27 protein-coding genes and 3 pseudogenes are annotated in these 25,371 nt (G+C 69.6%); 8 read left to right on the top strand and 22 right to left on the bottom strand.

Annotated features, from left to right (window positions below; all coding sequences use genetic code 11):
* Nucleotides 1–60: 60 nt before the first annotated feature.
* The 3 genes and pseudogenes from ABT127_RS29945 (at nucleotide 61) to ABT127_RS29935 (ending at nucleotide 1,831) form a co-directional block, all read left to right on the top strand.
* Nucleotides 61–213 carry a hypothetical protein gene (locus ABT127_RS29945; RefSeq protein ID WP_351456603.1) on the top strand — a complete coding sequence of 51 codons (153 nt, stop codon included), beginning with the start codon at nucleotides 61–63 and terminating at the stop codon, nucleotides 211–213.
* A gap of 461 nt (nucleotides 214–674) precedes the next feature.
* A pseudogene (locus ABT127_RS29940) lies at nucleotides 675–752 on the top strand (TetR/AcrR family transcriptional regulator); the annotation flags it as partial.
* Between the two features lie 204 nt (nucleotides 753–956).
* Nucleotides 957–1,831, top strand: a protein-coding gene (locus tag ABT127_RS29935) for an IS5 family transposase (RefSeq protein WP_351456736.1) whose coding sequence is annotated in 2 segments (ribosomal slippage) — nucleotides 957–1,350 and nucleotides 1,350–1,831 — 876 coding nt in all. Because the reading frame shifts where the segments join, the coding sequence is not laid out codon by codon here.
* Nucleotides 1,832–1,852: 21 nt separating this feature from the next.
* Here the strand turns inward: ABT127_RS29935 and ABT127_RS29930 are convergent.
* The 12 genes and pseudogenes from ABT127_RS29930 to ABT127_RS29875 form a co-directional block, all read right to left on the bottom strand.
* Complete coding sequence (locus ABT127_RS29930) at nucleotides 1,853–2,173, bottom strand: hypothetical protein (RefSeq protein WP_351456600.1); 321 nt, start codon at nucleotides 2,171–2,173, stop codon at nucleotides 1,853–1,855.
* 62 nt (nucleotides 2,174–2,235) lie between these two features.
* A complete protein-coding gene (locus ABT127_RS29925) occupies nucleotides 2,236–3,819 on the bottom strand; it encodes a SpoIIE family protein phosphatase (protein ID WP_351456599.1) in 1,584 nt (527 codons plus the stop codon).
* On the bottom strand, nucleotides 3,816–5,633 hold the full coding sequence (locus ABT127_RS29920; RefSeq protein ID WP_351456596.1) for an ATP-binding response regulator: 1,818 nt from the start codon (nucleotides 5,631–5,633) through the stop codon (nucleotides 3,816–3,818). Before ABT127_RS29920 ends, ABT127_RS29925 begins: the two co-directional genes overlap by 4 nt.
* Nucleotides 5,630–6,700 (bottom strand): ATP-binding SpoIIE family protein phosphatase, encoded by a 1,071-nt coding sequence (locus ABT127_RS29915; protein WP_351456593.1) that lies wholly within the window; start codon nucleotides 6,698–6,700, stop codon nucleotides 5,630–5,632. The genes ABT127_RS29920 and ABT127_RS29915 overlap by 4 nt, the downstream gene beginning before the upstream one ends.
* Nucleotides 6,688–7,107, bottom strand: a complete 420-nt coding sequence (locus ABT127_RS29910; protein WP_502971804.1) for an ATP-binding protein — start codon at nucleotides 7,105–7,107, stop codon at nucleotides 6,688–6,690. Before ABT127_RS29910 ends, ABT127_RS29915 begins: the two co-directional genes overlap by 13 nt.
* Nucleotides 7,104–7,481, bottom strand: coding sequence for an STAS domain-containing protein (locus tag ABT127_RS29905; RefSeq protein ID WP_351456590.1), 378 nt, complete (start codon nucleotides 7,479–7,481; stop codon nucleotides 7,104–7,106). The genes ABT127_RS29910 and ABT127_RS29905 overlap by 4 nt, the downstream gene beginning before the upstream one ends.
* Nucleotides 7,478–8,326: an STAS domain-containing protein gene (locus ABT127_RS29900; RefSeq protein WP_351456587.1), complete on the bottom strand. Its 849-nt coding sequence runs from the start codon at nucleotides 8,324–8,326 to the stop codon at nucleotides 7,478–7,480. The genes ABT127_RS29905 and ABT127_RS29900 overlap by 4 nt, the downstream gene beginning before the upstream one ends.
* A 143-nt stretch (nucleotides 8,327–8,469) precedes the next feature.
* Nucleotides 8,470–8,907 (bottom strand): SRPBCC family protein, encoded by a 438-nt coding sequence (locus tag ABT127_RS29895; RefSeq protein WP_351456584.1) that lies wholly within the window; start codon nucleotides 8,905–8,907, stop codon nucleotides 8,470–8,472.
* A gap of 142 nt (nucleotides 8,908–9,049) precedes the next feature.
* A complete protein-coding gene (locus tag ABT127_RS29890) occupies nucleotides 9,050–9,451 on the bottom strand; it encodes an ATP-binding protein (RefSeq protein WP_351456581.1) in 402 nt (133 codons plus the stop codon).
* A gap of 125 nt (nucleotides 9,452–9,576) precedes the next feature.
* Nucleotides 9,577–9,945, bottom strand: a complete 369-nt coding sequence (locus ABT127_RS29885) for an STAS domain-containing protein (protein WP_351456578.1) — start codon at nucleotides 9,943–9,945, stop codon at nucleotides 9,577–9,579.
* 76 nt (nucleotides 9,946–10,021) lie between these two features.
* Nucleotides 10,022–10,174: a hypothetical protein gene (locus ABT127_RS29880; RefSeq protein ID WP_351456575.1), complete on the bottom strand. Its 153-nt coding sequence runs from the start codon at nucleotides 10,172–10,174 to the stop codon at nucleotides 10,022–10,024.
* Nucleotides 10,175–10,399: 225 nt separating this feature from the next.
* A pseudogene (locus ABT127_RS29875) lies at nucleotides 10,400–10,618 on the bottom strand (DUF5133 domain-containing protein); the annotation flags it as partial.
* Between the two features lie 233 nt (nucleotides 10,619–10,851).
* Here ABT127_RS29875 and ABT127_RS29870 point away from each other — a divergent pair.
* On the top strand, nucleotides 10,852–11,256 hold the full coding sequence (locus ABT127_RS29870; RefSeq protein WP_351456573.1) for an ATP-binding protein: 405 nt from the start codon (nucleotides 10,852–10,854) through the stop codon (nucleotides 11,254–11,256).
* A gap of 524 nt (nucleotides 11,257–11,780) precedes the next feature.
* Nucleotides 11,781–12,653, top strand: coding sequence for a SigB/SigF/SigG family RNA polymerase sigma factor (locus ABT127_RS29865; RefSeq protein ID WP_502971803.1), 873 nt, complete (start codon nucleotides 11,781–11,783; stop codon nucleotides 12,651–12,653).
* An 82-nt stretch (nucleotides 12,654–12,735) separates the two neighbouring features.
* On the opposite strand, the gene ABT127_RS29860 is transcribed toward ABT127_RS29865, so the two are convergent.
* Complete coding sequence (locus tag ABT127_RS29860) at nucleotides 12,736–12,864, bottom strand: hypothetical protein (protein ID WP_351456570.1); 129 nt, start codon at nucleotides 12,862–12,864, stop codon at nucleotides 12,736–12,738.
* 41 nt (nucleotides 12,865–12,905) lie between these two features.
* Between ABT127_RS29860 and ABT127_RS29855 the strand changes: the two are divergent.
* A pseudogene (locus ABT127_RS29855) lies at nucleotides 12,906–13,004 on the top strand (sulfite oxidase-like oxidoreductase); the annotation flags it as partial.
* Nucleotides 13,005–13,021: 17 nt separating this feature from the next.
* On the opposite strand, the gene ABT127_RS29850 reads toward ABT127_RS29855, so the two are convergent.
* From ABT127_RS29850 to ABT127_RS29840, 3 genes are all read right to left on the bottom strand, one after another.
* A complete protein-coding gene (locus tag ABT127_RS29850; RefSeq protein WP_351456567.1) occupies nucleotides 13,022–13,585 on the bottom strand; it encodes an epoxide hydrolase N-terminal domain-containing protein in 564 nt (187 codons plus the stop codon).
* A gap of 143 nt (nucleotides 13,586–13,728) precedes the next feature.
* Entirely contained in the window at nucleotides 13,729–14,397 is a 669-nt protein-coding gene (locus ABT127_RS29845; protein ID WP_351456565.1) for a response regulator, read from the bottom strand.
* Nucleotides 14,394–15,584, bottom strand: coding sequence for a sensor histidine kinase (locus ABT127_RS29840; RefSeq protein WP_351456562.1), 1,191 nt, complete (start codon nucleotides 15,582–15,584; stop codon nucleotides 14,394–14,396). Before ABT127_RS29840 ends, ABT127_RS29845 begins: the two co-directional genes overlap by 4 nt.
* Before the next feature lie 204 nt (nucleotides 15,585–15,788).
* Between ABT127_RS29840 and ABT127_RS29835 the strand changes: the two genes are divergently transcribed.
* Both ABT127_RS29835 and ABT127_RS29830 read left to right on the top strand, forming a co-directional pair.
* On the top strand, nucleotides 15,789–16,046 hold the full coding sequence (locus tag ABT127_RS29835) for a hypothetical protein (RefSeq protein WP_351456559.1): 258 nt from the start codon (nucleotides 15,789–15,791) through the stop codon (nucleotides 16,044–16,046).
* An 8-nt stretch (nucleotides 16,047–16,054) separates the two neighbouring features.
* Nucleotides 16,055–16,804, top strand: a complete 750-nt coding sequence (locus tag ABT127_RS29830; RefSeq protein WP_351456556.1) for a polysaccharide deacetylase family protein — start codon at nucleotides 16,055–16,057, stop codon at nucleotides 16,802–16,804.
* Between the two features lie 32 nt (nucleotides 16,805–16,836).
* On the opposite strand, the gene ABT127_RS29825 is transcribed toward ABT127_RS29830, so the two are convergent.
* From ABT127_RS29825 to ABT127_RS29800, 6 genes are all read right to left on the bottom strand, one after another.
* A complete protein-coding gene (locus tag ABT127_RS29825; RefSeq protein WP_351456553.1) occupies nucleotides 16,837–18,030 on the bottom strand; it encodes a winged helix DNA-binding domain-containing protein in 1,194 nt (397 codons plus the stop codon).
* Between the two features lie 73 nt (nucleotides 18,031–18,103).
* Nucleotides 18,104–19,258, bottom strand: a complete 1,155-nt coding sequence (locus ABT127_RS29820; protein ID WP_351456551.1) for an epoxide hydrolase family protein — start codon at nucleotides 19,256–19,258, stop codon at nucleotides 18,104–18,106.
* 435 nt (nucleotides 19,259–19,693) lie between these two features.
* Nucleotides 19,694–20,704 (bottom strand): HEAT repeat domain-containing protein, encoded by a 1,011-nt coding sequence (locus tag ABT127_RS29815; protein WP_351456548.1) that lies wholly within the window; start codon nucleotides 20,702–20,704, stop codon nucleotides 19,694–19,696.
* A 1,182-nt stretch (nucleotides 20,705–21,886) separates the two neighbouring features.
* On the bottom strand, nucleotides 21,887–22,327 hold the full coding sequence (locus ABT127_RS29810) for an STAS domain-containing protein (RefSeq protein ID WP_351456546.1): 441 nt from the start codon (nucleotides 22,325–22,327) through the stop codon (nucleotides 21,887–21,889).
* Complete coding sequence (locus tag ABT127_RS29805) at nucleotides 22,324–23,430, bottom strand: cobalamin B12-binding domain-containing protein (protein ID WP_351456543.1); 1,107 nt, start codon at nucleotides 23,428–23,430, stop codon at nucleotides 22,324–22,326. The genes ABT127_RS29810 and ABT127_RS29805 overlap by 4 nt, the downstream gene beginning before the upstream one ends.
* The gene (locus ABT127_RS29800; RefSeq protein ID WP_502971807.1) at nucleotides 23,427–25,100 is read right to left on the bottom strand and encodes a PP2C family protein-serine/threonine phosphatase; all 1,674 of its coding nucleotides are present in this window, start codon (nucleotides 25,098–25,100) and stop codon (nucleotides 23,427–23,429) included. The genes ABT127_RS29805 and ABT127_RS29800 overlap by 4 nt, the downstream gene beginning before the upstream one ends.
* Nucleotides 25,101–25,371: the final 271 nt, after the last annotated feature.

The following is a 25,371-nucleotide window of genomic DNA, read 5'->3' as shown; positions in this document are numbered from 1 at the left end:
CCGCTTCCACCGGGCCCGCCCTCCTTCGTCGGCGTCCTCATCATCCTCGGCCTGATCGCCATGTTCTTCACCGGCAGGCGCCGCGACGCCCACCGCCAGCTCCCCACCCCCAACGCCCAGAGCACCACCGGCCCCGTGCGCGACGAGGCGCAGCACGGGACAGGCTGGCAGACCCCGGACGACGACCCGGAACAGGGCCACCCCCACCGCTGAGCCCGGCCAGAGCGGGACGGCAGCTGACGATGGGGCGTTGCAACTGGCCGGTGGGCGGCGGGGGTAGGTCTGGTGGCGGCGCTTGGGCTGACGTGGCTGCAGTTCCGCGCCATGGGTGTCGCCTGGGCTATTCACGCTGCTCTCGTGATGCCGCTGGGGCTCGGCGCCGTCACTGCCGGGACCCGTCTTCGTTGGGCGTTAATCCACTGAGCGGTCGAACGTGACACCAACGCCACATGGTCGTTGCAGTGGTCAAGACGGTGGGTGCCGTCCACCACCGGCCGGTTGCAGTCCTCGAACCCCGCATCCGGCCGCGTGCCAGCGGGCCTCGGTGATCCCCTCTTCCGCGTGGAGGGGATCACCGGGGCCTCGCTCCCCAAGCCGCCGCGCTCGGCCGGATCCCGGCCGCCGGTCGTCCCGACGGCACCCTTCGCCGCACGCCCGCGAGATGCGGGGGCCGTATCCTCGCCGAACAGGGAGCCGCCGCAGTGACGCCGGCCGCGGTCACCGCGCGCGCAGGACTGGCTCGCCCCAGCATCTAGCAGTACTTCTCCTCCAGCGCCGCCATCGTGGAAGGCGGCTTCACCACCTAATCGTGGGGGTACAGCGCCACCTGGTCTGCTTCGACACTGATCTCTACCCAGGCGTTGTCGGGCGGCAGCGGTGAACCTACGTCGAGCAGCACCTGCGAGTCGCCTAGGGCCTGTTGCGAAAGTCGATCTTGGTCGTGAATGATCACATCCGTGGGGCGTGGAGATCTGACGAACGGCCAGTGGGCCCGGCTTGAGCCGCTGTTGCCGCGAGGCATCAAGTCGGGTCGTCCGCCGGTGTGGACGCGGCGGCAGCTGATAAACGGCATACGGTGGCGGACCCGAACCGGCGCTCCCTGGCGTGATGTGCCAGAACGCTACGGCCCATGGGACCGGGCCTACGACCTGTTCCGGCGCTGGCAGCGAGACGGTACCTGGGCAGGGCTGGTCACCCAACTCCAGGCCGAGGCGGATGCGAAGGGCCTGATCACCTGGGACGTGAGCGTCGACTCGACGGTTTGCCGGGCCCATCAGCATGCCGCCGGGGCGGCCAAAAGGGGGATCTCCAGAAGGAGTCGCCCGGCGGGGTCTTTGTCGAGCCGACCAACCACGGGCTCGGTCGGTCCCGAGGTGGGCTGACCAGCAAGATCCACCTGGCGATCGAGCAAGGGCAGAAGCCGCTGTCGGTGGTGATCACGCCCGGTCAGTGGGGTGACTCCCCGCAGTTCGAAAGAGTTCTGGAAGCGATCCGGGTGCCGAGGCTGGGGCAGGGGCGGCCGCGTATTCGACCGGACCGTGTGCGAGCGGACAAGGCGTACGACTCTCGCCGGAACCGCTCCTTCCTGCGCCGAAGCGGCATCAAGGCGACGGTCCCAGTCCCTGCGGACCGTGTTCGCAACCGACAGAAGCTCGGCGCCCGCGGGGGTCGGCCGCCGAAGTTCGACAAGTCCGACTACCGCGAGCGCCACGCGGTTGAGTGCGGTATCAACCGACTCAAACGCCACCGGGCCGTGGCCACGCGGTACGACAAGCTCGCCGTCCGCTACGAGGCGACCGTGCTGGTCGCGGTCCTCAACGAATGGCTCTGATCAGCACTTTCTCGCCGGACGCTAGCCATTTTCTCGGCCGGGCAAGGGTGAGCCGGCCAGGAAGGCGCGATAGGCATCCGCGGCGTCTGGCTCGATCTCGGGACCGGAGGGGCCATAGCGGTTGTCAGTGCGGTCCCGCTTCGGGCCGGAGACCCAGAACTCCTCGTCAGTCTCAACGTCGTAGAAGTTGGCGTCGAACATCCTCTCTCCCCGGCGCAGGGTGCGTCCATGGAAGTACGCGGTGCTCCAGGTCTTGGAGAAGTCCACCCAACCGATCCACGAGGGGCCCCGATCGGTGTCGTAACCCGTCTTGAGCTGCACAAACATGATGCGTCGAGGCATACATCCAGAGTCGCAGAGACCTCGTGGAACCGCATCTACGTGCAGCACTTTCACAACAGGCCCTAGTCCACGGGTGCCGTCGGGCCCACCGAGACGACCATGAGCGCGATGTCGTCGCGGCCGTCCGGAGGCAGGTTCCTGAGGAGATGCTCACACATGTCCTCGGGGGCACGGGGGCCCTTCGCCGCGATCGCCGAGAGACGGGACAGCGAGGTGTCGATGTCCTCGTCGCGCCGTTCGACGAGACCGTCCGTGATCATCATCAGGACGTCTCCCTCGGTGACGGTGACGCGGGTGGTCGGCGGCTGCGGCAGGCCGAGCCCCAGCAGCGGGCCGTGATCACGGAGGTAGGTCTCGTCGGCGTCCCCTCGCAGCAGCAGCGGCGGCAGATGCCCGGCGTTGGCAATGTGGAGCACGCAGGCCCGCTCTTCGAGGAGCATGATGCACAGGGTGAGCGTCGCGCCGCGGGCCACGGTCCGCAGGAGCAGATCTAGGCGCTCCAGAATCACGTGCGGAGGATGGCCCTCCAGCGCGTACGCGCGCAGGCCGTGCCGGATCTGGCCCATGACCATCGCTGCTTCCAGCGAGTGCCCCGCGACGTCACCGACGGCGACCATGACGCCGGCCGGCGTGGTCAGGGCCTCGTAGAAGTCCCCGCCGATCTCGGCGTGTTCGCTCGCAGGCAGGTAGCGGACCGCGAGCCGGGCGCGGGGCGTGTCGGGCAGCTTCTCGGGGAGGAAGGAGCGCTGGAGGGTCAGAGCGAGGTTGTGCTCCTCGCTGTAGGTGCGCAGGGTCTCCAGCGCGAGGGCCGTGGTGTGGGTGACCTGTGCGAGGAGTTCCGCGTCCTGCTCCTCGCCGTCCGTTGTGGTGTGCGGCTGCGCGACGGGCACGGCGATGCAGGTGGGAGGACGCCCGTTCTTGGTGCGGGCGGCCGCCAGTAGGTGTCGGCCGCCGTCCCCGGGCGACGTGTGGGGCATCACGTGGACACCGCTGCCCTTGAGCGCGGCCGCCACGGTGTCGAGGGCCGTCGCGTCGGACCCGGGGACGTCCGGGTGGCGACGGGTGTACACGGTGCCGTCGGGTGCGGTGAGCCGGACGACGGCCGGCCGGTCGAGGACCGCGGCCGCGCCGACGGCCGCCGCGTCGGCCAGGTGCTGGGCGTCGGGCGCGCTGTAGAGGGAGAGAGTGGTCCGGTGCAGCTGGTGCAGGCGCTCGGCGAGCGTCTCGGCGCGGCGGCGGGCCCGGGTGTAGCGCAGGGTCGCCGAGAGGGTGGCGATCAGCTCGTCGGGGGCGACGGGCTCGGTGAGGTAGGCGTCGGCACCCCGGTTCAGGCCCTGGGTGCGGTCGTGGACGGAGACCGCGGTCGCGGAGATGTGCACGACCGGCACCCAGGCCGTGCGCGGTGAGGCCTTGACACGCTCGCACACCTCGAAGCCGGTCATGTCCGGGAGCTGTACGTCGATGATGGCGGCGTCCGGGATCCGCGGCGAGTGCCGGAGCACCTCCAGGGCCTGCGTGCCGTCCTCCGCCTCCAGGGTCTCGTGACCGGCCCGGCGCAGGGTGGTGCTCAGGACGTAGCGGGTGATGGGGTTGTCGTCGACGACCAGGACGAGGGCAGGGCCTCCGTCGGATGCGGAGTGCGTCATGGCCGGGAGGTGTCCTTCCCGGGTTCGGCCTCCGGGCCGGGACCGGAACCGGGGTCGCCCTCGCCGGCGGCGGTGCCGGGGAACAGTGCGGCGGCCAGCGCGGCGGCGGTGGCCCGGGACTTGGGCAGGACGGTGCGGCCGCGCAGTCGTGCCCGGTCGACCTCCGCGAGATCGGCCGAGGAGAGCACCGCGACGGGCAGGCTCCGGGTGCCGGGGTCGGCGTCCAGTGCCGACAGCAGCGCGTAGCCGTCCGGGGACGGCATCATCAGGTCGAGGAGCACGGCGTCGGGGCGTATCCGCCGGATCGTCTCCAGGGCCTGCCCGCTGTCGGTCACCTCCGTGTGGTCCCGGGCCAGTTCACGCAGAGCGGGACGCAGTGAGGCCAGGGACGCCGGGTCGTCGTCCACGATCACCAGCGAGGCGATCGGGAGCGGCGGCGAGGGGACGGCAGGGGTCTGCGCGGGTGGCAGAACGGGCAGTTCCACCGTCGCCCGGGTGCCGTGGCCGGGCCGGCTCGTCAGGGTGAGGCGGCCGCCGAGGATGCCGGTCAGCCGGCGGGCGTAGGGCAGGCCGAGCCCTGTGCCCCCTCTGCCGCGCTGGTGCACACCCCGTACCTGATAGAACTCCTCGAAGACCTTCTCCAGTTGGTCCTCGGGGATGCCCACGCCGGTGTCGTGGACGGTCCAGACGCACCAGTCCCGGTCCTCGCGGCGTTCCCGGGAGAACGTGAGGCCGACCTCGCCGTGCTCGGTGAACTTCAGTGCGTTGGACAGGACGTTGCGCAGGACGCGGGTGAGGATCACCTCGTCGGTGACCAGGGCCCACTCCCCCGGGGGGTCGTCGATGCGCAGCAGCACGCCCTCGCGTGCCATGCCCTGCATCGTGCCCCTCAGCAGGTGGTGGAGTGTACGCAGGTCGACCGGCGCGTAGTGCGGGTCGAGTCGGCCCGACTCCGCCTTGGCCACGTCCAGCAGCTCCTCCACGAGGGCGAGCATGGTGGTGCCCGACGCCGAGATCATCGTGATCTGCTGACGCTGCTCGGGGGTCAGTTCCTGCGAGTCGGGGGCGAGCAGCAGCCGGGCCAGGGCGATCACCGAGTTGATGGGCGAGCGCAGCTCGTGGCTGACGTTGGCCCAGAACCGGGTCTTGCTCTGCGACGCGAGCCTCAGCTGACGGGACTTGTCCTCCAGTTCCGCGTACAGGGCGACGACGCCGGTGTTGGTCTCCTCCAGTTCGCGGGCCAGCTCGGAGTACATGGCCACGACGCCGCTGTTGGTCTCCTCCAGCTCGGCGTTGAGCCGGGTCAGCTCCTCCTGCTGGCCGCGGGATTCGTCCAGGGACGCCAGAAGGTTCCGGTTCTGCAGCCGCAGCACCTCCTCCAGGTCGACGCCGTCGACGGTGTGCAGGGCGGTCCGGCAGGCGGCCGCCGCCTCGTCCGGGCGGTCGGCCGCGAGGGGCGTCCGCTGGGCGAAGAGCACGCCCCGGCCGTCCGGGTCGGGCGTCACCACGTCCAGCAGCCGGCCGGCGGCTGCCGTGATCCGCGGGGAGAGCGACCGCGGTTCGGTCCAGGCCAGCCGTGCCTCGACGCGTATCCCGTGGCCCACGACCGCCAGGCCCAGACGGCCACTCAGTCCGGGCGTCCGCAGCAGATCCTGGCCGGCCTCGCTGAGCACGGTCACCATCCGCACCAGATCCTGCCCGCGGACCCCGGCGGCCCGGCACATGGCTTGGAGGCACCGGCGCAGCATCAGCACGGACCTCTGGTCCTCCAGGGCGGTGGCGTACAGCTCGTACGCCACCGGTGCCCCGTTCATCGGTGCGCCGCTGGGACCACGACGATCCCCGCGTCGTCGCGACGCAGGCCCGCCTGGTTGAGGATCTGTCCGGCGATCACCGACGGGTGGCGGGTGAGGAGTCCCGGCAGGTCGGTCGGTGACCAGCGCTGGTTCAGCCCGTCGGAGTGCATGACCAGGGCGGACCCCGGTGTCAGGTCGGCCGAGTAGGTGCGTGCCGAGGGCATCTGCACCCCTACGATGCCGGGATGCGACAGCAGCGCCGAGCGCCGGTCGTGCTCCACGACGAAGGCGCTGATGTTGCCGATCCCGCACAGGGTCACCTGTCCGGCGCGCAGGTCGACCTGGGCCACGGCCAGGGCGGCGCCCCGGGTGCCGCGCAGTCCCTCGTGCAGTTGGGAGACGATGTCGCGGGGGTGTTCGGCCGTCGTCTCGCGGAAGATCTGGCGTGCGCGGTCGCTGACGCGGGCGGCGAGCGGTCCGTGGCCGAGTCCGTCGCACATGAGGACCGTGAGGGGGCCGGGCTCCTGCTCGTCGGCCGGAGCGGCGGCGCGTACCGCCCAGGTGTCGCCGCAGACGGTCTCGCCGCTGATCGGGCGGGTCAGTCCGGCGGTCGCGGGGCGCGAGCCCCACTCGTCGGCGCTGGCGGCGCGGGGCCGTTCCGCGCGGAACCGCGCGAGCAGGGCCGTGCCGCGTCCGGGCAGGGAGTGCAGGTCGAAGGTGTCGGCGAGGCGCTCTATGGCGCCCAGGCCGATTCCGAGGGTGCCGGTGCTGGAGTGCCCGTCGCGGACGGCGCCGGCCACGTCGGCCATGCCGGGGCCCGTGTCAAGGCACAAGCACTCCAACTCGACGCGGCCGTCGCTCCGGCTGGGTCGCAGGACGATCGCACCGTCCTCGGCGTGCCGTACGAGATTCGTCGCGATCTCGGTCACGGCCAGCGACACGTCGGCGATCCGGCGGTCGGTGAATCCGATGCGGCGGGCGAGTGCCGCTGCCTCGCGGCGCGCCGAAGCGGCCAGTGCGTCGCCGGCGCGCAGCCAGACCACGTCCTCGGGTTCGGTCACCGAGGCGCTGCTCACCGGTTCCACTTGACCACGCTCACGGTGGTGCCCCGGGGGCCGGTCTCCAGGTCGAACTCGTCGACGAGGCGCCGGGCACCGCTCAGTCCCAGGCCCATGCCGCCGCCGGAGGTCCAACCGTCGGTGAGGGCCAGTTCCACGTTCTCGATGCCGGGGCCCTCGTCGCGGAACTCCACCCAGACACCGGTTCGACTGTCCTTCGCGGTGACGCGGACACGGATGACGCCGCCGTGCCCGTAGAGGAGCATGTTGCGCCCGAGCTCGCTCGCGGCGGTAACCAGCTTCGTCTGGTGCACCAGGGACAGGCCCGCCTGCTGTGCCATGGTGCGCACGAGCTGACGGGCCGCGACCACGTCGGCGTTGCGGACGACGGTGACCGTCTCGGTCGGGGCGGAGTCGGCCCCGCGGTCGTTCACGGCCGTACGCCGGGCTCGGGTCGCGAGCCGCGCAGCAGCGCGAGGCCCTGTTCGAGGTTGAGCGCGGTGCGGACGCCGTTGAGCGAGAGTCCCAGCTCCACGAGGGTGATGGCGACGGCCGGACGCATCCCGCAGACGATCGTCGTGGCGCCCAGTATCCGGGAGATCGAGGCGATGGTTGCCAGCATGCGGCCGACGAACGAGTCGACGATCTCCACGGCGGAGATGTCGATGATCACGCCGCGGGCGCCGGCGGCGACGATCCGCTCGGACAGGTCCTCCTGGAGGTCGAGGACCGTCTGGTCTTCCAGATCCGTCTGGATCGACACCAGCAGGACATCGCCGATCTTCATGATCGGAACGCGGTCGCTCACAGCGTGCCCTCCGCCAGCAGACGGCGCTGACGGTCGGCGTCGGTCAGTGCGAGGCGCAGCGCGTCGGCCAGCGTGGCCTTGGTGGGGATGTCCCCGAATTCCACGCCGAGCGCCACCAGCGTCTGCGCGATCTGCGGGCGAACTCCGGAGATGGTGCAGGTGGCACCCATCATGCGGGCGGCGACCACGGTCTTCAGCAGATGCTGAGCGACCTGGGTGTCCACCGTGGGGACACCGGTGATGTCGATGATGGCCTGTGTGGAGTTCGAGTCCACCAGGGCCTGGAGCAACTTCTCCATGACGACCTGGGTGCGCGCGGAGTCGAGCGTGCCGACCAACGGCACGCCGACGACGCCCTCCCACAGCTTCACCACGGGCGTCGACAGCTCCAGAAGCTGTTCGGCCTGCGAGGAGATGATCTCCTCGCGCGTGCGGGCGTGCTCCTCCACGGTGAAGAGACCGAGATCGTCCAGGAGCCGGGTCAACGCCAGATAGGAGCCGACGGCCGTATCGTCACCGGTGAGGCTGGGCTCGAGGACGGCCTTGAGTGCGAACACGCTGACAGCCGTTTCGGTGGGCGTGAATCCCTGGCGCGCCCGGTTGCGCGAGAGTTCCACGAGCAGGCTGCGCACCTCGCCGAAGGCATCCCCCCGGCCGGCCAGACCGCCCGCCTCGATCGCGCCGGTCAGCGCGTCGTAGAGGTCTCCGAGCTCGCGGTGGAGCTCGGCCTCGCTCAGTCGTCCGCGCAACGTCGTGGCCACCGAGCGAACCCACTTCGCCTGGAACTCGTCACGCTGCCCCGTCAGGAGTTCGTGGAGGCGCTGCGCCCCTATCTCACTGGTCACGTCGGCCCTTCAGACTGGTCGATCAAACGGTCAATGCCGGGTGAGGATACGCCATAGGAACAGACGTCCGGCCAGCACTCTCGATATCGGGACATCTCCTGCCCAGGGCCGATCCTGGGAAGTGCTTTTCGCGCGCGTTCGGCTCAGCCGGACCGCCGCCCCCGTGCCGCCGTCTCGGCCAGCTTCTGGAACTCACCGAGGTCGTAGTTGGCCAGGGTGGAATCGAGGTTGGTCAGCGCCCCGAGGCGCTCAAGGAACCCCTTGGGGTCGTACTCGATCTGGAGCGTGACCCCGCTCGTGGTCGCGCTGAGCCGGTGGAAGGTGACGACCCTGGCGTGCTCCACGCCCTCGACGGTGCGCCACGCGTTCCGGTCCTCCGCGACGACCTCGGTCAGTTCCGCGACGAAGTTCTTGTCGGCGCCCGGCAGTTCGAGCTGCCAGGCGAACCGGCGCTCGTCCAGCCGTTCCACGAGCCGGACATGGCTCAGGAAGGCGGGCCAACGGGAGACGTCGCTCCACAGCTCCCAGGCGACGGGGACCGGCGCGTTGAGATCAACGGTCTCCAACAGCGACGCGGACATACGAGCCCTTCTTTCCGGTCCCCCAGGAAGACCACAAGCTCTCCGGGCTGCAGCACAATGCTTCGGTACCCCTTCGCGGCGAGGACACGCATGCCGGATTCTCCGGTCGGACGGTTCACGGACCCGTGGAGCCGGGCAGGGCTCAGCCGGCCATGCGGGAGGCGTCGAGGGTGACGCGAACGGTCTTGCCGCGTGCGTCGGGTTCGACCGAGAGGTCGGTGCTGAGCCGCCGGACGACAAGCCAGCCGTGTCCGCCCGGCACCGCGGGCACGGGTGTTCGCGGCGTCGGCGGCGTGGGGCTGTGGTCTCCGACACGGATGATCAGCACCTGCCCCTCGACGCGGGCCTCGAAGTCCCTGACGCCCCCCGCGTGAAGCATCGCGTTCGTGACCAGTTCGCTGGTGATCAGACAGGCGTCCTGTTGCAGCAGGGCGGCCTGCTGCTCGGGGAGCGTGTCGCACAGCGGCTGAAGCACCGCTCTGACGTAACTGCGTGCTTCGGGGCAGGTCAGGCTCATGGTCCCGTGTTCGGGCGGGCTCGCCATCCCGGCCCCTTTCTGCACTGTCGGTCTCGTTCGTTCCGTTCCGTCCGAACGGTGTGTCCGTCCAGCGTGCCCGCCCCGGGCCGCGGCACACGGGCGGAGCCCGGGGTGCCGGGCGGGCCGGGCCGTCACCGGGACTCGGCGCCGAATTCGCGCAGGGCGGTCGCGAGATCCGCCGCGACGCCGAGGATCTCGTCGGCCCCCGTGATCTGGAGCAGCCGTTCGACGCCGGGGTGCAGAGGTCCGGCGATCCGCAGCGGCCTGCTCTCGGCTCGATGATCGGTCTGCGCCCTGAGGAGCTGGTTGAGGAGCACGCTGTCAGCGAAGGTGAGGGCCGACAGGTCGATCACGGTGGCCTTGGTGTGCGGGTCGTGCAGAGCCTGGGCGAACGCCTCGACGACCTCTGCGAGGTTGTGCAGGTCCGCCTCGCCGGAGAGCATCACCGCGGTGACGCTTCCGTGCTGCTCAACGCGGGTGTCGCTTCTGCCTGAAGTCATGGCCCGTACCTTCGCACACCAGCGTCGGCCCCCGTGCGCCCGCCCGGAAATCCTCGTGCCGCCGTGATGCCGAACGTCATGCCTGGGCCCCGGGGGCCGCGCCCGCTTCCGCTTCCTGCTGGAACCCGGCGGCCGCCTGCCCGCTCTCGTGCATGATGCCGCACCACATGCAGTCGCTGCCGTGCAGCGGCGACGGGAGCCAGTAGGTCTCCGGAGGCGTCGACGGCACTTATCGCGGGGCGGGGGACGCGTTCATGCCTCTGCCCGTGCCGCGCTCGCGCTCCTGACACGGGCGCGAGCGCTCGAACCCGCGGCGCTCGCCGGCTCAGGCCGCCGACGTGGTCTCCGGCCGGGTCAGCGCGTCTGGTTCCGCGGCGGTCGCGACGGAGGCGGGAACGATGTCGGCCTCGGCGTCCTTGACGCTGTCGCCCGGGACCCGCTGCGCGGTGTCGCCCAGGACGGAGTCGTCCTCGGGACGGGCGCCGGGGAGCTGATGGCGCGCGGCGACGAGAGCGCTGTCGATGTCCCGGGTGCCGGTGGTCACGCACAGTGTGTAGGCGATGTCCTCCATGCGGCGCTGAGCCTCGGGGGAGCCTTCCTGCGCGTTCAGCGCGAGCAGCGTCGCGTACTGCTCCAGGAGCCGGGTCAGGACCGCGGGATGCGCGAGAAGCATGCGCTTCTGCCAATCTGTTCGTGGGCTGGGCGCCCGGACGACGGTTCGCGACCCCAGTGCCCGGCCCGATCGCATGCATGCGTCTCTCCGGCATCACGGGCATTCCGGCACGGCGCCCCGGAGCCGTCGGACCCGGGCGGGGGCGTGTGTGGCCGGTGATGTGGGGCAACCGGGGAGGAGCACACGACCTTCGGTCGCCATCGAGCCCGTACGAGGAAGAGAGCGAGGCCGTCATGAGATTTGCGGATGCGACGGAGCAGCCCGGGATCAGCAGCGCCGATGCCAGGTCCCAGGTCCGCTCGGTGCTGATGGAGGTCTGCTGCGGCCTTCCCCTGCCCGAGGCCCGGCGCCTGCGCGACGACGCCTTGCTCGTGGTCAGCGAACTGATAGCGAACGCGCTTCAGCACGCGGGCGGGGTGACCCGCTTCAGCATCCGGCTGAACAGCGACGAGCTGCAGTTCCGGGTCAGCGACAGAAGTGGTGACCGTCCCCGCTCGCTGGACAACGAGGCGGGTCAGCCGGGGTGTTACGGCTGGGCGATGGCGCGGCGGCTGTGCTCGCGTCTCCAGATCACCACGGATGCGTGGGGCAAGACCGTTACGGCCGCACTGTCGCTCCCCCTCGCGGCGCAGGTCTGAAGCGCGGTCAGCTCGCGGCCCGGTATTCGCCACGCCGGTGTCTCCTGTGGGCCGCCTCCGGATCGAAGGATCCGCCCCCGCCCACTCTGTTCTCCTGAAGGGCCCGGGCCACCGTGGAGTCGCCGGCTACGAGGTCCACCATGACGGACCCGGCCGGGGCCTGCCTGGATAGCTCGGTCATCTGCGCCACCAGACGTCGCGCCTCGTCGATCGTCCGCGCACCCGTCCGGTCCAGCCCGGGGGGGCGCGCCGTGGATCAGCACATCGAACGGCAACCCGTGCCCCTTGCCGGTGGTGACCGACGCCTCGACCCGCATATTGCCTCCCTGAATGACGCGTTGCCGCGTTCGCCGCGTGACCGGAATCCCGTACCCCGAGAACGGCCGCGTACCGCATCGGATCCGGAAGGAGACCCGGTGGTCGGCCGCGGGTGAAGCGCGCACGTATACGTGCCCGAGCCAGGGGTACCTGGCCCGGGCGGGGAGATTTTGTGTCTATTCGGTGAAGGAATTGAGGCCACATCTATGTCCGGCACGACGGTGCAGCAGGCGGAGCGGCGAACAGTCGACGCAGGGCTGGTGGAACGGGCCTACGCGGACCCGATGTCCATAGCGCCCCGTGACGCCCGGGAGCTGGGCGCTCATTTCTTCGAGCGTCTCTCCGTGCTCGAAGAAGGCACGCGCGCACATCAGTACGCCAGGAACACCCTGATCGAGATGAACCTTTCGTTGGTGCAGTACGCGGCCTCGCGGTTCAAGTACCGGGGGGACGAACAGCGTGAGGACATCGTGCAGGTCGGGACCATTGGGCTGATCAAGGCGATCGACCGGTTCGACCTGTCCCGCGAGGTCGAGTTCACCTCTTTCGCCGTCCCTTACATCGTCGGCGAGATCAAGCGCTTCTTCCGTGATACCTCCTGGGCCGTGCACGTGCCGCGTCGGCTCCAGGAGGCCCGTGTCGAGCTGTCCCAGGCCACCGAGGAGTTGCAGAGCCGGCTGGGCCGCCTGCCGACCACCCGGGAACTGGCCGAGCTCATGCAACTCGACCCGGCCGAGGTCGCCGAGGCGCAGCAGGCGGCCAACGGCTACAACTCCGTGTCCCTGGACGCGACCGTCAGCGCGGGCGCGGATGAGTCCGACACCCTTCTGGCCGCCTTCGTCGGGCGGGAGGACGAGCGCTTCGAGCTCGTCGAGAATTTCCATGCGCTGGCCCCGCTGATCGCCGGTCTCGACGACCGGGAAAGGCTTCTGGTACACCTCCGGTTCGTGGAGGAGCGCACGCAGCAGCAGATCGCGGAAGAGATCGGCTGTTCACAGATGCATGTCTCGCGCCTGCTTAGCCGCCTCGTGGCCAAGCTGCGCAGGGGTCTGCTGGCGGAGAACGACTTGACGGTCTGAACCGCGCCGGGCGAGCCGGGAAACAGGAAGAGGGCGGGCAGCCGAAGGGTTCCCGTCCTTCCTTGTTCGTTCTTTCGTGCTGTTAGGCGGAGTTCGCGCTCCGCAGCCTCGCGATCGCCTCGTTCCGGTCGGACGCGAGCGGGAGAGCGAGGTCCGTGCCGGTGATCTCCATGACGCGCCGCACCACGGGCAGCACCGGACCGGACATCATCAGCGGACGCCGTTTCATCTCGTGGCCGAGCAGGTGGCGAGTACAAGGGGCCCAAGTGGCTGCGCGGCATCGAGCACATGCCGCAGGACCGCCCCGGATTCTGGGAGGAGCGCGGCTATCACAACATCGCCGACCCCTGAGCGGGCCGGCGTTACTCCTACCAGGACGACGGCCCGCACGAGAACCCAACGACGGTCCTGCGCGGCGCCTTTGACCACCCGTTGATCCGGCCACCGTCCGACCGGCCCGCGCACCGCGCAGAAGGGTGCGCCCCCAGTGGACCCGCTCGCACGCCGCAAGATGATCGCGCACGTCCAGGTCGAACGGCGCCGAAGCCCAGCAGCGAGGGGACCACGACGTGGAAGTCCTCAAGCAGCGGCAGGATGGGCAGCATCTGCAGGAACGAGCTGGGCCAGCCGTGCAGGAGCACCAGGGCGGTGGCGTCGGGGTTCGCCGAGCGCTGGTGCAGGAAGTGGATGCCGATGCCGTCGATCTCGGTGCGGAAGTGGTCGAGCTGGTTCAGGCGGGCTTCCTGCTTGCGCCAGTCGAAGCTGTCGGCCCAGTAGTCGCGCAGCTCCTTGAGGTAGGTGATGTCGCTGCCGTACTGCCATCCCTCGGCGACCGTGTCCGTCCACCGGGTGCGCCGCAGGCGCTCCTGCAGGTCGGCGATCACCTCGTCGGGGACCGCAACGGTGAACGGGGCTGCGTCCTGCCGGGCCATGGCACTCCTCGCCTTCCACACCTGTCGTGCCGCCGTGACCTGGGACAACGCGGATCATCACGATGCTAGAGCGCACGACGGAAGACGGCTTGTCGAGCGGGCCGGCAAGCCCGGCGCAGATCGCACCCGGCCGACGTGCCGGGTTAGAGGCGTCCGGCGCGGTAGACGAGGAGGGCGATCTGGACGCGGTTGTTGAGTTCGAGACGGGCCAGGATGTGGGAGATGTGGGATTTGACGGTGGGCACGCTCATGTAGAGCTCTGCGGCGATTTCGGCGTTGGTCCTGCCCTGGCTGACGGCGAGGGCGACTTCTCGTTCCCGGGCGCCGAGCTGGTCGAGTTGCTGCTGGGCGTCGGCGTGTGTGAGGGCGGCCGGTGCGGGCTGGCGCGGGGTGCTTGCGGTGGCGGCGGTGATGAGCTGGCCGAGGGCGTCGGGCGACATGACCGGTTCGCCCGTCGCGGCCCGGCGTACGGCGTCGATGATCTGGTGGGGCGGGGTGTGCTTGAGGAGGAATCCGGCCGCTCCGGCCTGCAGGGCCTTCAGGACGTATCCGTCGGTGGTGAACGTGGTGAGCATGACGATCTCGGGGGCGCCCGGTCGGGCGCGCAGGAGCCGGGTGGCTTCCAGGCCGTCCATGCCGGGCATGCGGATGTCCATGAGCACCAGGTCGGGCTGATGGTGTGCGACCAGGTCGGTGACCTCGGTGCCGTCTTGGGCTTCCGCGACGACGGTGATGTCGTTGGCTGAGGCGAGCATCAGGCGCAGTCCGGCGCGGACCAGGGCGTCGTCGTCGACGAGCAGGACGCGGATCATGCGGGCCACGGCAGGTCGGCGCGGACGTGATGGCTCTGACCGCGTCGGCCGGCGGTGAGGGTGCCGCCGACCAGGGCGGTGCGCTCGGTGAGGCCGGACAGGCCGCTCCCGCTGCCGGGCATGAGGGGCCTGCCCGTGGCGGGCATGGGGTTGGTGATCTCCACGGTCAGTCCTGTTCCGGGTGTGCCGCGCAGGTCGATGCGGACGGGTTGCGCGGGGGCGTGCTTGTGGGCGTTGGTGAGGGCTTCCTGCACGATCCGGTAGGCGGTGCGGGCGGTGGTGTCCGGGACCGCCGACCCGTCGTCGAGGCGCTGGGCGAGGTCGATGTGCATCCCGGTACGACGGGACTCGGCCAGGAGACGGGGCAGGTCGGCGAGGGTGGGCTGCGGCGGTTCGGGGCTGTGTTCCTGGGGCTGGAGCGGGGTGCGCAGTACGCCGAGGACCTGCTGGAGGTCCTCCATCGCCTGGTGGGCGCTGGTGCGGATGACGCCCATGGCCTCGGAGACCTGCTGGGGGGTGGCCTGCTGGTTCACTTCGAGGGCGCCGGCGTGCACGCTCAGCAGGGACAGGCGGTGGGCGAGGACGTCGTGCATCTCCCGGGCCAGGGCTTCGCGTTCGCGCTGGCGGATCTGCTCGGCCCGCCACAAAGCCTGGGCGCGGCTGTGTTCGCTGCGTTCGTGCAGGCCGCGCAGGAACAGGCCCCAGATGACCGCGGCGGCCACCAGAACACCGCCGGTGACCGTGGTGGCCAGGGCGAGCGCGGACGGCGGCACCGCGACGGCGAGGTAGAGCGGCAGCGGCAGTAGAGCCAGCGCACTCACCGCTGCGGTGGTGCGGGCCGAGCACTGGGTGGCGACGGTGAACAGCGCGACGAGTGCGGCGGGGATCAGCGAGACGAGCGTCGAGGCGACGATCAGGATGACGGCGATGGCGATCGGCCACCGGCGCCGCCAGCACAGCAGTGCGCTGCCGGCCACGGCGAGTGTGCCGTAGTGGACGAAGGCCGCAACCGGCCAGGGGGCGATGCCGTCCACGCTGAGTGTGGGCAGCTGGGGTGAGGCCAAGCGCGGGTAGACGCCCAGGCCGTGGCTCTGCGCGAAGCTGACGGTCACGCACAGCGCCGCGCTGCCGACCGCGATCGCCAGGTCGGCTATCCGCCCTGGCCGCAGTGTCTTTCCCCATTCCATAACGTCCTAGCGTACGGGGCCCAAAAGGCTGCCCGTCACCACCGGCTCCGATACCGCGTATCTCTATACCAAAGTATGAGAGCGGCCAGGGAGTCCATCTTTCGCCACCCTCGCTTCGCCTACTTTGTGCCGAAGAAAAGCATGCCGCGTGATTCGTAGCGTGTTCCCTGTTGAAGTTATTCACTCCTTCAAAGGGAAACGACAATGAATCGCAAGCCGAATTCTCTGAATGCCCTGCTGGCCGGTGCTGCTGCCGTCATCGGCGTCCTGGCCGTGGCGGGAGGCCTCCCTCTGGCCTCCCGGATGACCGGCCTGATCTCCCACACGGTGTTCCGTGACGCCTTCTTCGGACCCGCGCTCGCTCAGCTGATTCTGCTGGTGGTGGGATGTGCGGCCTTCGCCCTCGCCCTCCATCGCGGCCTGCAGTCCCTGTATGCCGCGGCCGACGAGACGGGCCGGTGAGCCGGCCGATGAAGCGCTCCACTGTCGCCGCCGGTGCGGCTGCCGCTCTGGCTCTCACCCTGTCCGCATGCAGCACCCTCACCGGTGTCATCTCCCCGGCCGATGCCCGGAACAAGGCCACCGACGCCGCGCACCACGGTCGTCCCGTCGACTGCTCCAAGGCCAAGTGTGTGGCCCTCACCTTCGACGGCGGCCCCAGCGCCCCCACACCGAAACTCCTCGACGTCCTGAAAAAGGAGAAAGTCCACGCGACTTTCTTCCTGCAGGGAAAGGGGCACACCGAGAAATATCCACAGACAATACGCCGCATGGCAGCTGAAGGGCACGAGATAGGCAACCACACCTGGTCGCACAAAGACCTGACGAAACTTGATGAGAAACAGATCCGGGCAGAGATCGAGCCGGTACAGGACGACATCGAGAAGGCGACCGGGAAGGCGCCGCGGCTGATGCGGCCGCCGCACGGGACCACCAACGACGACGTGTCGAAGATCCTCAAGAAGTTCGGGCTGTCCCAGATCCTGTGGAGCGTGACCGCGAAGGACTTCGCGACCACCGACACTGACCTGATCACCAAGCGGGTTCTCGACCAGACCCACCGCGACGGGATCATCCTCCTGCACGAACGCTACGCCGGAACCATCCCCGCCGTGCCCGGCATCATCAAGGAACTGCGCAAACAGGGATACACCTTCGTCACCGTGCCCCAGCTGATGTCGCCGGCCACCCCGCAGCCCGGCAAGGTCTACCGCCCCTGACCCACCACCGCCGGCCGAGCCCGGGCACGAGGCTATGCGTTCAGGCGGTCCATGAGCGGGGTGCGCACGTGAGGGCGGACACGGACGTCACCGAGGAACTCGGAGAGCCGGTCCGCCTCGGCCACGAGGGCTGCGCGCACCCGGCGCTCTGCCGGGGCTGTGAGGAGTTCCGTGACGATCTGTCCGTCATCGCACTGTCTCCAGCCGCCGATGATGCGCCCGCCGGCCCAGACGGTCGGGCAGATGTTGCCGTTGCGGTCGAAGAGTTCGGATGCGTGCGCCGGATCGAGATACCAGCCCCGGTCCCGCCAGCCCATCGCCGTGGGGTCCAGTGTGGGCAGCAGATTGACCGCCAGGGCGGCGTCGTCGTCCTCGGTCATGTCGAGTACCGGATCGCCGGGCAGGACGTAGCCAGGGCCGGTGGTGCCCTCCAGGTCCATCTCGATGGCCGCGGTGCCGGCCAGGGCGGTGCGGGCCTGGGTGAGGTTCCAGCCGGTCCACCACTTCAGGTCGTCGAGGGTGACCGGCCCGAAGGCCGACAGGTAGCGGGTGGCGAGTTCGACTCGGGCCTGATCGGCCGGCAGCTGCGGGTGGGGCTCGGCCAGGGTCCACCGGAACTTCGCCGAGGTCCAGGATCCCTGCGGGCGACCACGACGCAGGCGGCCCTCGGCCGCCATCACAGTGAGCACCTTGTTGCTGATCCGGGGCCGGGTCTCGTAGGTCTTGCCCGGCGAGATGGTGTTCTGCTCCTTGAGCCGGGGCACGGCATCGGCGATCTGGGTGGCATCAGCCTCACCGAGCCCCGCCAGGGCCGCCTCGACCTCGCTCTCGACATCGGCCAGCCATCGCGCGTCGTGCCCGAGCTGCCCGTCCAGCACCTTGACCAGGGCGGCGCGTTCACGAGCCGCGACCGTACGGGCGGCAGCCGCCTCCACGACCGGCGCCAGCTCCCGGGGCACCACGAACACGGTGCGGCGCATGCACAGCATGCGCACCAGGCTCCGCTCCTCGTACAAGGCCCGCTCCACCGTCTGCGGCGTCGCACCGTTCATTCGCGCGGCCACGGACAGGAACACGGTGGCCGGTTCGGTGGCATGCAGCCCCACCAACGCCTCGGCGACCTGCTCCACCGATGCCGCACGCGTGGACGGGGCGAGCAGGTGCCGACGCACCAGCATCGCGCGGCGCTGCCGGTCACTGATCTTCGGACGGGTCTTGTTACTCATGGCGAACGCAGCCTAGGGGCCCGCTGCCTGCGGCGGCAGTGCAGCGGGGCGAGGAACCGTGCAGCACGGCGGACTAGTCGCGGAGCGTTCTGAAGAAGGCCCGGATGTCGTCGACGAACAGGTCGGGCACCTCGAAGGCGGGAAAGTGCCCGCCTTCGAGGTGCTCGCGGAAGAACACCTCGCTGTCCTCGGCGGGGCCGAGGACCTTGCGGACCAGTGGGTCGCTGTAGAACAGCGAGGAGGCCATGGGGACGCCGGCAGGGTCGCCCCAGCCGGGGTTGTCGGCGTGGGCGAGCTCCCAGTAGAAGTCGCCTGCCGCGGGCCCTGTGCGGGTGAACCAGTACAGGCTCGCTGTGATCAGCACATTCTCTCGGCTGATCGGTGTGGCGGGGTTGGCCCACTGCACGAACTTCTCCGCGATCCACGCCAGCTGCAGCACCGGTGAGTCGGTCAGCCCCGCCGCCAGGGCGTTGGGCGCAGTCATGTGCAGGACCTTGTAGCCCTTCATCTGCGACCACCGGCGCTGCGCCGCTTCGAGCCCGGCCTGTTCCTCCGGGCTCAGCCCGTCCGGCACCGGGAGATCCTCGCCGGCCATGCCGAGCTGGAGCCGGTCGCCGTGAGTGTGCGCGCCGATCACCCGCTCCGGCATCAGCATCACCACCCGGCCCGTCACACCGGCACCGAGATCGCCGCCCTCCACCCCGAACCGCTCATAGCCCAACCGGGTCATCAGCTCACCGAAGGCCAGGGCGGTGCGCTCCAGGTTCCAGCCGCGCGCGGAGAGCGGGCTGGAGAAGGCGAAGCCGGGCAGCGAGGGGATCACGACATGGAACGCGTCTGCCGGATCCCCGCCGTGCGCGCGTGGATCGGTGAGCGGGCCGCTGGCCTCCAGGAACTCCACGAACGAGGTCGGGTAGCTGTGGTTCAGCAGGAGCGGGGTGGCGTCCGGCTCCGGCGAGCGGATGTGCAGGAAGTGGATTGTCTGCCCGTCGATCTCCGTCACGAAGTGCGGGTACTCGTTCAGCCTGGCCTCGTGGGCCCGCCAGTCGAACCCGTCCATCCAGTGGGCAGCCAGTTCGCGCAGGTAGTGCGGGGGGATGCCGTGGTCCCAGCCCGAATCGGCGCCGGGCACCGGGTACGGCGACCGAGTACGAGCCAGACGATCGTGCAGGTCGTCCACGTCAGCCTGCGGGACCTCGATCCGGAAGGGAGTGATGTCAGCGCACATGATTCTGAATATAGGAAAATTCTATTCAAATCGCCCCGTGGGATCTTGATACCGGGATCTGGCTAATCCAGAGGTCATCTGACTCAAGAGCCTCACAGCGGACCACGGACAGCTTCAAGCCCTGTCCATAACTTGGGTTCGTACCACCAGCCCTCACCCTCGGGCAGGACCGCGACCTGCCCGGCCAGTGCGACCTCGACCGGATGCTCCACTGCCCCACGCCCCCCCCTGCCGGTCCGCGGCCGCACGCGCACTACTCCGCCCGGCCGATCACGCGCCGCGCCGCCGCGATGCCCTGTGGTCTGCGTAAACGCGTGGTGACTCCTGGTGTGACCGTGCGCGTTAGTTGGCTCCGACGGACAACTGTGATGCACAGAACGCGGGCAGGTGCGCGGGCGGCGTGGTCGAGAGCCGGCCGCTCGTCGCTGCGGGCAGTCAGGCCCAGGGGTCGTCGGACGGTTCGGGCTCGTCGGGGTGGAGCATGCGGCGGACGCAGCGCAGGAGCCCCGGCTCACCGCAACCGGCGGCGGCCATCCAGGGCAGGACGTCCATGGCGCGGGCGCGTTCTTCGGTGGCCAAGGCGTCGACAGTGGTGTGCAGGGCGTCGAGAGCGGGTTCGTCGGTGAGGCAGAGCCAGCTGATCGCGGCGGCAAGGCGGACTTCGGGGGCCTGTGTCCGGTCTTGCCACAGCTCGCGGATCCACGCGGTGGCTGGCTGGTGCGGGTGAGAACGTGTGGTCTCTGCGGTGGCGAGAACCAAGGCGGCCCGGACCAGGGGGTCCTGCTCCTTTGTGAACCGGGTGGCGAAGGCGCTTCGGACCGTATGCCCGGAGTCGGCCGCGGTGGCGAGCGCGTAGGAGGCGTCGATGCGCATGGCCGGGTCGGAGTCGTCGAGGAGAGGCAGGAGCGTGGGGGCTCCGGCAGTGATCGCGGCTCGGGCGGCGGCCACCGACCAGCCCGCCGGGTAGCCGGTCACCTCGACGCCGTAGTCGTCGTAGTCGTCGTGCTGGGGGCCGGAGCGGTGAAGGAGGAGTTCGTCGCGGGAGGCGGCACCGAAGTGACGGGCTCGGGCCGGGGCCGCGAGACCGCGGAGGGCATCGGTGCGGTGTCGATGGTGGGGGTCGGTAGCGATCCGGATCAGGAACGGGACGGCGAGAGCGGCGGCGGCCCGGCTGTCGTCGGCGCACCTGCCGATCAGGACACCCATCGAGTTACGGGCCGGTTCGTCCTTGGCGTGCAGCAGGCGAACGGCCTCCCGGGCCTTCTCCCCGTGAGGGAAGTTTCCCCAGGGAAGGTCGTCGAGAGCGGCTCCCTCGAAGGTCCCGGGCCGGATGGTCTCCACGACAGCCCGGACGTCGAACGGGCCTCCCGCGAACGAGGCCAGATCCGCCCCGTCCACCAGCGCCCGACACATCGCGAACGTCGGATCGGTCCGCCAGTCCCCCACACCACACCATCCCACGATCAATCCGAAGAGATTCGATCATGCGCGATTCGGACGACGTGAAACCACCCAGCCAGTCAGACCGCTGCATGCCGCAGACCATCGCAAGCCCAGAGAACCCCAGCTCAGTGCTTGATCTCTTTGGCTTCGTACCCTTCGAGCCCCGTCGTGACGAGGGCCGGGCCGATCGACTGCCGGCCACGCGGTGCTCCGACCCGGCGGCCATCGATCAATCCAGCGACGGGGCCCCGGCCTCGTCCTCGATCTCTGGATTGATCACGCACGGGGCGACAAGGTCGCGCAGCCCGGCCGTGTGCGACCACAGAGCCCCGGGCGCCGCAGGTTCGACTCGCAGCCAGCTCTCCATCGCCTCAGCGCACCACGCAAGTGGGAGATGAAGCCGAGAACTGGCGAAGCGGCCCAGCTCAGCCCGGGGGGGCGCTACCTTGCCCGCCAACTCAAATGCTCAGCACGACAAGTCCAGTGCTCATTGGACAGTTCTAGTGCTCAGTCACAATTCAATTGTGACTGAGCGCACAGTTGGCGTCATCGGCCAGTAGCGTGCTCAGAATTCGCCCCGCGGACGGGTGAAATGGGTACAGCCGTTAGCGCGCTGCATGAAACAGCTCCGGATGGTCTGGGTCCGATTCAGGGTGCGGGCTCTACCCTGAGATCAGTCCTCCGCGCCTTCTGGCGTATCGGAGAGGGCCTATCCCGCAGCAGAGCGACCCTGCGGCGCCAATGACGCCGGGCTTGCCTTCCACTCCCGCGGAAGTCGCCGACAGCCCGGCCAGTCCCTCGGGGCAACGCTGAGGCCGGGCTGGACCACGCCCCCGGCTGCCTGGAGGGAGTGCTCCAGTGCCCTGTCCGGGGAGGACAGGAGCACCTGTAAGGGGCATGCAGCCGCCGTCCCGAACGGCGGCCGCCGCCCGTCCGCCTTCGTCCATGAACCCGCAGGCCGTGACAGGGCATAACGACTCCACAGGAAGTGGGCCAGAGCCCGCTCTCATGCACGAGAAGCGGACCTGGGCTGAGATCGGTGGAAGTTGGGCTGCACCGATGCACGCCTCACGCCTGCTCACACGGGTGGTGCGCGGCTGCGAGATGACCCGATGGCCACCGGCGGAACGCGCTTGCAGCGCACCCGAGGGTCTGCTCTGCCGTACCAGAGCGGTGCAGAGCTCGTCAGTTGTGGTCGCTGATGTCCGAAGCCGAGCGGCCTTCGGACGTCGGGGACAGCTGCTCACCACCGTGGGTACGGGGGGCTTCCCGGGTTCTGGCACCCGGGGAGGCGCTCTGGGCGCTGTCCTGGGTGAGGTAGGTCAGAGTTCCGGTGACGTCAAGGATCCGGTTTAGCTGGCGGGGGCGTCTTTCGAGATGCAGTGTGGCGCCCGCGGTGTCGGCACGGCGCCGCAGGGCCAGAAGCGCGGACAGCCCCATGGAGTCCACCTCGGTCAGCTGGAGGCAGTCCACGATGATGTTCTTTACGCCCGGGCGTGCGGTGAGGGCCTGCTCTGCGTGCCGGGTGAACTCGTCGCTGGTCTCGTAGTCGAGCTGCCCGCTGACATACAGGGTCAGCACGCCGCTTTCGCGGGTGGAGGTGACGATGAGGAGGTCATGGATCATGCGCGCTGTCCTGGAACGCTCAGGGCCCCTCGGGCCGTGGCCAGGATGCAGGTGGCGCGGGGGAAGTCGGATAGTTGCCGGTCAAGTGATCCGAGTGCGGGCAGCAGGCTGACGGCGGGGACCCCGCGCGCGACGAGTATGTCCGCAGTCCAGGTGATGAAGCGCGTGAACAGCGCATCGTCGTCCACATACAGGGCGGTGGCGAGGTAGTTGACGATGTGGTCGATGTCCTCGACGGTGCGTTCACGCTGGTATTCGGTGTACTGGCGCATCACGGGGAAGCCCTCTTCCACGTCTACGAGGGTCTGCTTGACGAGTTGACGCCGGCTCTGGCGCACCATCGTGTATTCCTGGTCCTCCAGGTGGGGGAGGTCCGCGTTGACCAGCCGGGCCGCCTGGACGGTGGGGCTCTCGATCCCCTTGGTCAGGAGCGCGTCGGCCCCGCCTGCGTTCGCAGCCCAGCCAGCCTGCATGAGGCGGGCGTACGCCCCGTCGGGCCCGAAGGCGGCACCGCCAGCGATGACCGGGATGCCGGCGGTCTGGCAGGAGCTGATCGCGGTGTGGGCGACCGGCAGGTGGGTGGGGATGGAGGAGGAGAGCAGGACGGCGTCGGAGTGGCGCTGGTGGAGGTGGGCGATCAGGTGCTGGGTGGGTACCTGTGCGCCGAGGTAGTCCACGTGCCAGCCGCGCAGCCGCAGCACTTCGGCGACCAGCCGGGCGGGCAGGGCATGCCACTCGCCGTCCACGCACGCCACGGTCAACCGGCCCTTGGCCGGTTCAGGGGTGGCAGGGGCGGTGTCGGCGACGGCGGAAACGCAGCGTTCGTTGATCGCGGTCGCGGCGTGTTCCTGCGCGATGGTGATGGTGTTCGCGGCCCATTCCACGCCCACGCGTTCCTGGGTGGGTGCGATGAGTTCCAGCAGGACGCGCTCCGCGGCCGTCTGCGGTGACGTTCCCTCTGCCTGGGCCAGGGCGTGAGCCGCGTGGCGCACGAGGGCTACAGCGTGGGTGTCGTCGACGTTGCTCACCGCTTGCCACAGTTGGTCGCGCAGCACGCTGAACGAGGGCATGCCGGTGCCTTCGGTCACGCTGGTGGATGTCATGCCGTGAACCTGCCTCGGGTGTGTCCGTCAACTGCCGTGAGGTGGGCGGAGCGGGGGGCGGTGATGGCCAGCAGGGCCATGTCGTCCTTGGGGCCGCCGTCGATCCACTGAGTAGCGACCATGTGGACGCGTTCGGTGACTGCCTCGGCGGGCAGCCCCGCGCAGCCGGCGAGGACGTCGTGCAGACGCTGCTCGCCGAACATGCTGTCGCCCAGCGGACCGCCGTGCGCCTCTGTGATGCCGTCCGAGTACAGCAGGCACGTCTCGCCCGGCTGCAGCTCGACCTCGGCCGTCGACGCACTGATGGTGGGTACGACGCCGATGAGGGTGCCGCGGGTGGCGACTTCCTCGACCTGGCCGTCCCTTCGCACGACGAGTGGGGCGGGGTGCCCGCCGCTGGTCACCCGTAGCCGCACCCGGTTGCCCACCCGGGAGGCGGACACGAGTGCCATCGTGGCGAAGCGCGTGTGGTGCGAGTTCAGCAGCGCGCTGTTGAGCAGCTTCAGGACGCGCAGGTGATCGTCGGCGAACGGGAGCAGCGCCTGCAGCGTGTTGCGGATCTTTCCGGTCAGCACGGCGGCCTCAAGTCCCTTGCCGCACACGTCGCCCAGCACCGCGAAGGTCTCGCCGTCCTCGGTGTCGGAGGCATGGACGTCGTAGAAGTCGCCTCCCACATGCTCCGCCGCGGCAGCAGCCGCATAGCGGCCGGAGAAGTCGATGCCGGACGTCTGCTGCACAGAGGGCGGCAGCAGCTCGCGCATCAGCACATTGGTGATGTGGGTCTGGTCGGCGTACATGCGTGCGGCCGACAGCGCGGCTCCGGCGCGCGCGGCGAAGAGCCGCGCGAACGTCTCCTCAGCCGCGGTGAACGCGGCCTCTTCGCTGCGCCGCAGCAGCACGATCGCACCCGCGGGCAGCCCGTGCCCGGGCAGCGGGACCACGACGACCGACCCGATACAGGCCGGCCCGTCGCCGAATTCCTCCGGCACCACCCAGCCGGGCACCAGTTGTGGGTCTATCCAGCGGGAGGGGACGGGCGGGAAGCCCGCCAACGCCTCGGCGAGGCCGGGCAGTTCCCGTGCGTCGACGGCGATTCTCTGCTGTCGCACGGGGCCGCCGGTGGTGGCCCAGGTCACGGGGAGAGTACGTCCGGCGCCGGCACCGATGATGACGGCGGCATCGGCCAGATGCTGCGCCGCCATCTGCGCGGTCACCTCCATGCACCGCTCGATGTTCAACGACGACAGCAGCTCACTGGAGATGTCCTGCAGCAGGCGGCTGCGGGTGCGCTCGCCGTCGAGCTCGGATCGCACGAAACGCAGGTCGCTGTCGTCGACCAGCCACCATGTCACCGACCCGTCGCCTGTGCGGCCAGGGAATGCCGTGACATCAAGGTCACGGATGAGGCCGCGTGCAGGCTCGGCAACTTCGCCCTCACGCGTGGTGGAGAGCTGGGACACGGTGGTCGCGTGGGCGTCGGTCAGCCAGGCAGGAGCCGCGCCCGCGAGCGGCATGCCCGGCTCCAGGCCAGCCATCAGGGCGAGGGCGCTGTCATTGTGGGACACGACGTTTCCGAACGCGTCGACAATCACCTGCGGATATGGGTCACGCGCGGGCGGGCCTGCCAGTCCTACGCCACGGGAGCTCAAAGGCTCCGGGGAGGAAACCATCACGTGGGGCCGCTGAAGCGAACCCCCACCACCTTCCACTCGACTGCTGAGAACCGGCAGATCCTACGGTCTGCCCACGGGCGCCTGCACTACCCACTCACCGATGCTAACCACGCCCACTACAAGTCCTGCAACAAGCTCAGATTCACTACCCGGAAGATTCACGAACACTCTTAAGAAGGTGTGGGGAAGTAGTGAGATCTGTCTCCTCCGAAAGGAGCGGCGGGACCCCCTCCGGGAGCAGCGAGTGACGGACGTGTGGGAGAGTGAA

This window comes from Streptomyces sp. NPDC001904 (assembly GCF_040297005.1).
Taxonomy (GTDB): domain Bacteria; phylum Actinomycetota; class Actinomycetes; order Streptomycetales; family Streptomycetaceae; genus Streptomyces.
This window is presented reverse-complemented; position numbering and strand designations above follow the sequence as displayed.

What these genes read in the sequence shown, in the direction of transcription:
- ABT127_RS29850 (WP_351456567.1), bottom strand. Translation starts at nt 13,585, where the DNA reads ATGGCCCGGCAGGACGCAGCCCCGTTCACCGTTGCGGTCCCCGACGAG.
- ABT127_RS29945 (WP_351456603.1), top strand. Translation starts at nt 61, where the DNA reads ATGTTCTTCACCGGCAGGCGCCGCGACGCCCACCGCCAGCTCCCCACC.
- ABT127_RS29865 (WP_502971803.1), top strand. Translation starts at nt 11,781, where the DNA reads ATGTCCGGCACGACGGTGCAGCAGGCGGAGCGGCGAACAGTCGACGCA.
- ABT127_RS29870 (WP_351456573.1), top strand. Translation starts at nt 10,852, where the DNA reads ATGAGATTTGCGGATGCGACGGAGCAGCCCGGGATCAGCAGCGCCGAT.
- ABT127_RS29920 (WP_351456596.1), bottom strand. Translation starts at nt 5,633, where the DNA reads ATGAACGGGGCACCGGTGGCGTACGAGCTGTACGCCACCGCCCTGGAG.
- ABT127_RS29840 (WP_351456562.1), bottom strand. Translation starts at nt 15,584, where the DNA reads ATGGAATGGGGAAAGACACTGCGGCCAGGGCGGATAGCCGACCTGGCG.
- ABT127_RS29800 (WP_502971807.1), bottom strand. Translation starts at nt 25,100, where the DNA reads ATGGTTTCCTCCCCGGAGCCTTTGAGCTCCCGTGGCGTAGGACTGGCA.
- ABT127_RS29895 (WP_351456584.1), bottom strand. Translation starts at nt 8,907, where the DNA reads ATGTCCGCGTCGCTGTTGGAGACCGTTGATCTCAACGCGCCGGTCCCC.
- ABT127_RS29930 (WP_351456600.1), bottom strand. Translation starts at nt 2,173, where the DNA reads ATGCCTCGACGCATCATGTTTGTGCAGCTCAAGACGGGTTACGACACC.
- ABT127_RS29890 (WP_351456581.1), bottom strand. Translation starts at nt 9,451, where the DNA reads ATGGCGAGCCCGCCCGAACACGGGACCATGAGCCTGACCTGCCCCGAA.
- ABT127_RS29820 (WP_351456551.1), bottom strand. Translation starts at nt 19,258, where the DNA reads ATGTGCGCTGACATCACTCCCTTCCGGATCGAGGTCCCGCAGGCTGAC.
- ABT127_RS29885 (WP_351456578.1), bottom strand. Translation starts at nt 9,945, where the DNA reads ATGACTTCAGGCAGAAGCGACACCCGCGTTGAGCAGCACGGAAGCGTC.
- ABT127_RS29845 (WP_351456565.1), bottom strand. Translation starts at nt 14,397, where the DNA reads ATGATCCGCGTCCTGCTCGTCGACGACGACGCCCTGGTCCGCGCCGGA.
- ABT127_RS29810 (WP_351456546.1), bottom strand. Translation starts at nt 22,327, where the DNA reads ATGATCCATGACCTCCTCATCGTCACCTCCACCCGCGAAAGCGGCGTG.
- ABT127_RS29835 (WP_351456559.1), top strand. Translation starts at nt 15,789, where the DNA reads ATGAATCGCAAGCCGAATTCTCTGAATGCCCTGCTGGCCGGTGCTGCT.
- ABT127_RS29830 (WP_351456556.1), top strand. Translation starts at nt 16,055, where the DNA reads ATGAAGCGCTCCACTGTCGCCGCCGGTGCGGCTGCCGCTCTGGCTCTC.
- ABT127_RS29925 (WP_351456599.1), bottom strand. Translation starts at nt 3,819, where the DNA reads ATGACGCACTCCGCATCCGACGGAGGCCCTGCCCTCGTCCTGGTCGTC.
- ABT127_RS29825 (WP_351456553.1), bottom strand. Translation starts at nt 18,030, where the DNA reads ATGAGTAACAAGACCCGTCCGAAGATCAGTGACCGGCAGCGCCGCGCG.
- ABT127_RS29805 (WP_351456543.1), bottom strand. Translation starts at nt 23,430, where the DNA reads ATGACATCCACCAGCGTGACCGAAGGCACCGGCATGCCCTCGTTCAGC.
- ABT127_RS29860 (WP_351456570.1), bottom strand. Translation starts at nt 12,864, where the DNA reads ATGATGTCCGGTCCGGTGCTGCCCGTGGTGCGGCGCGTCATGGAGATC.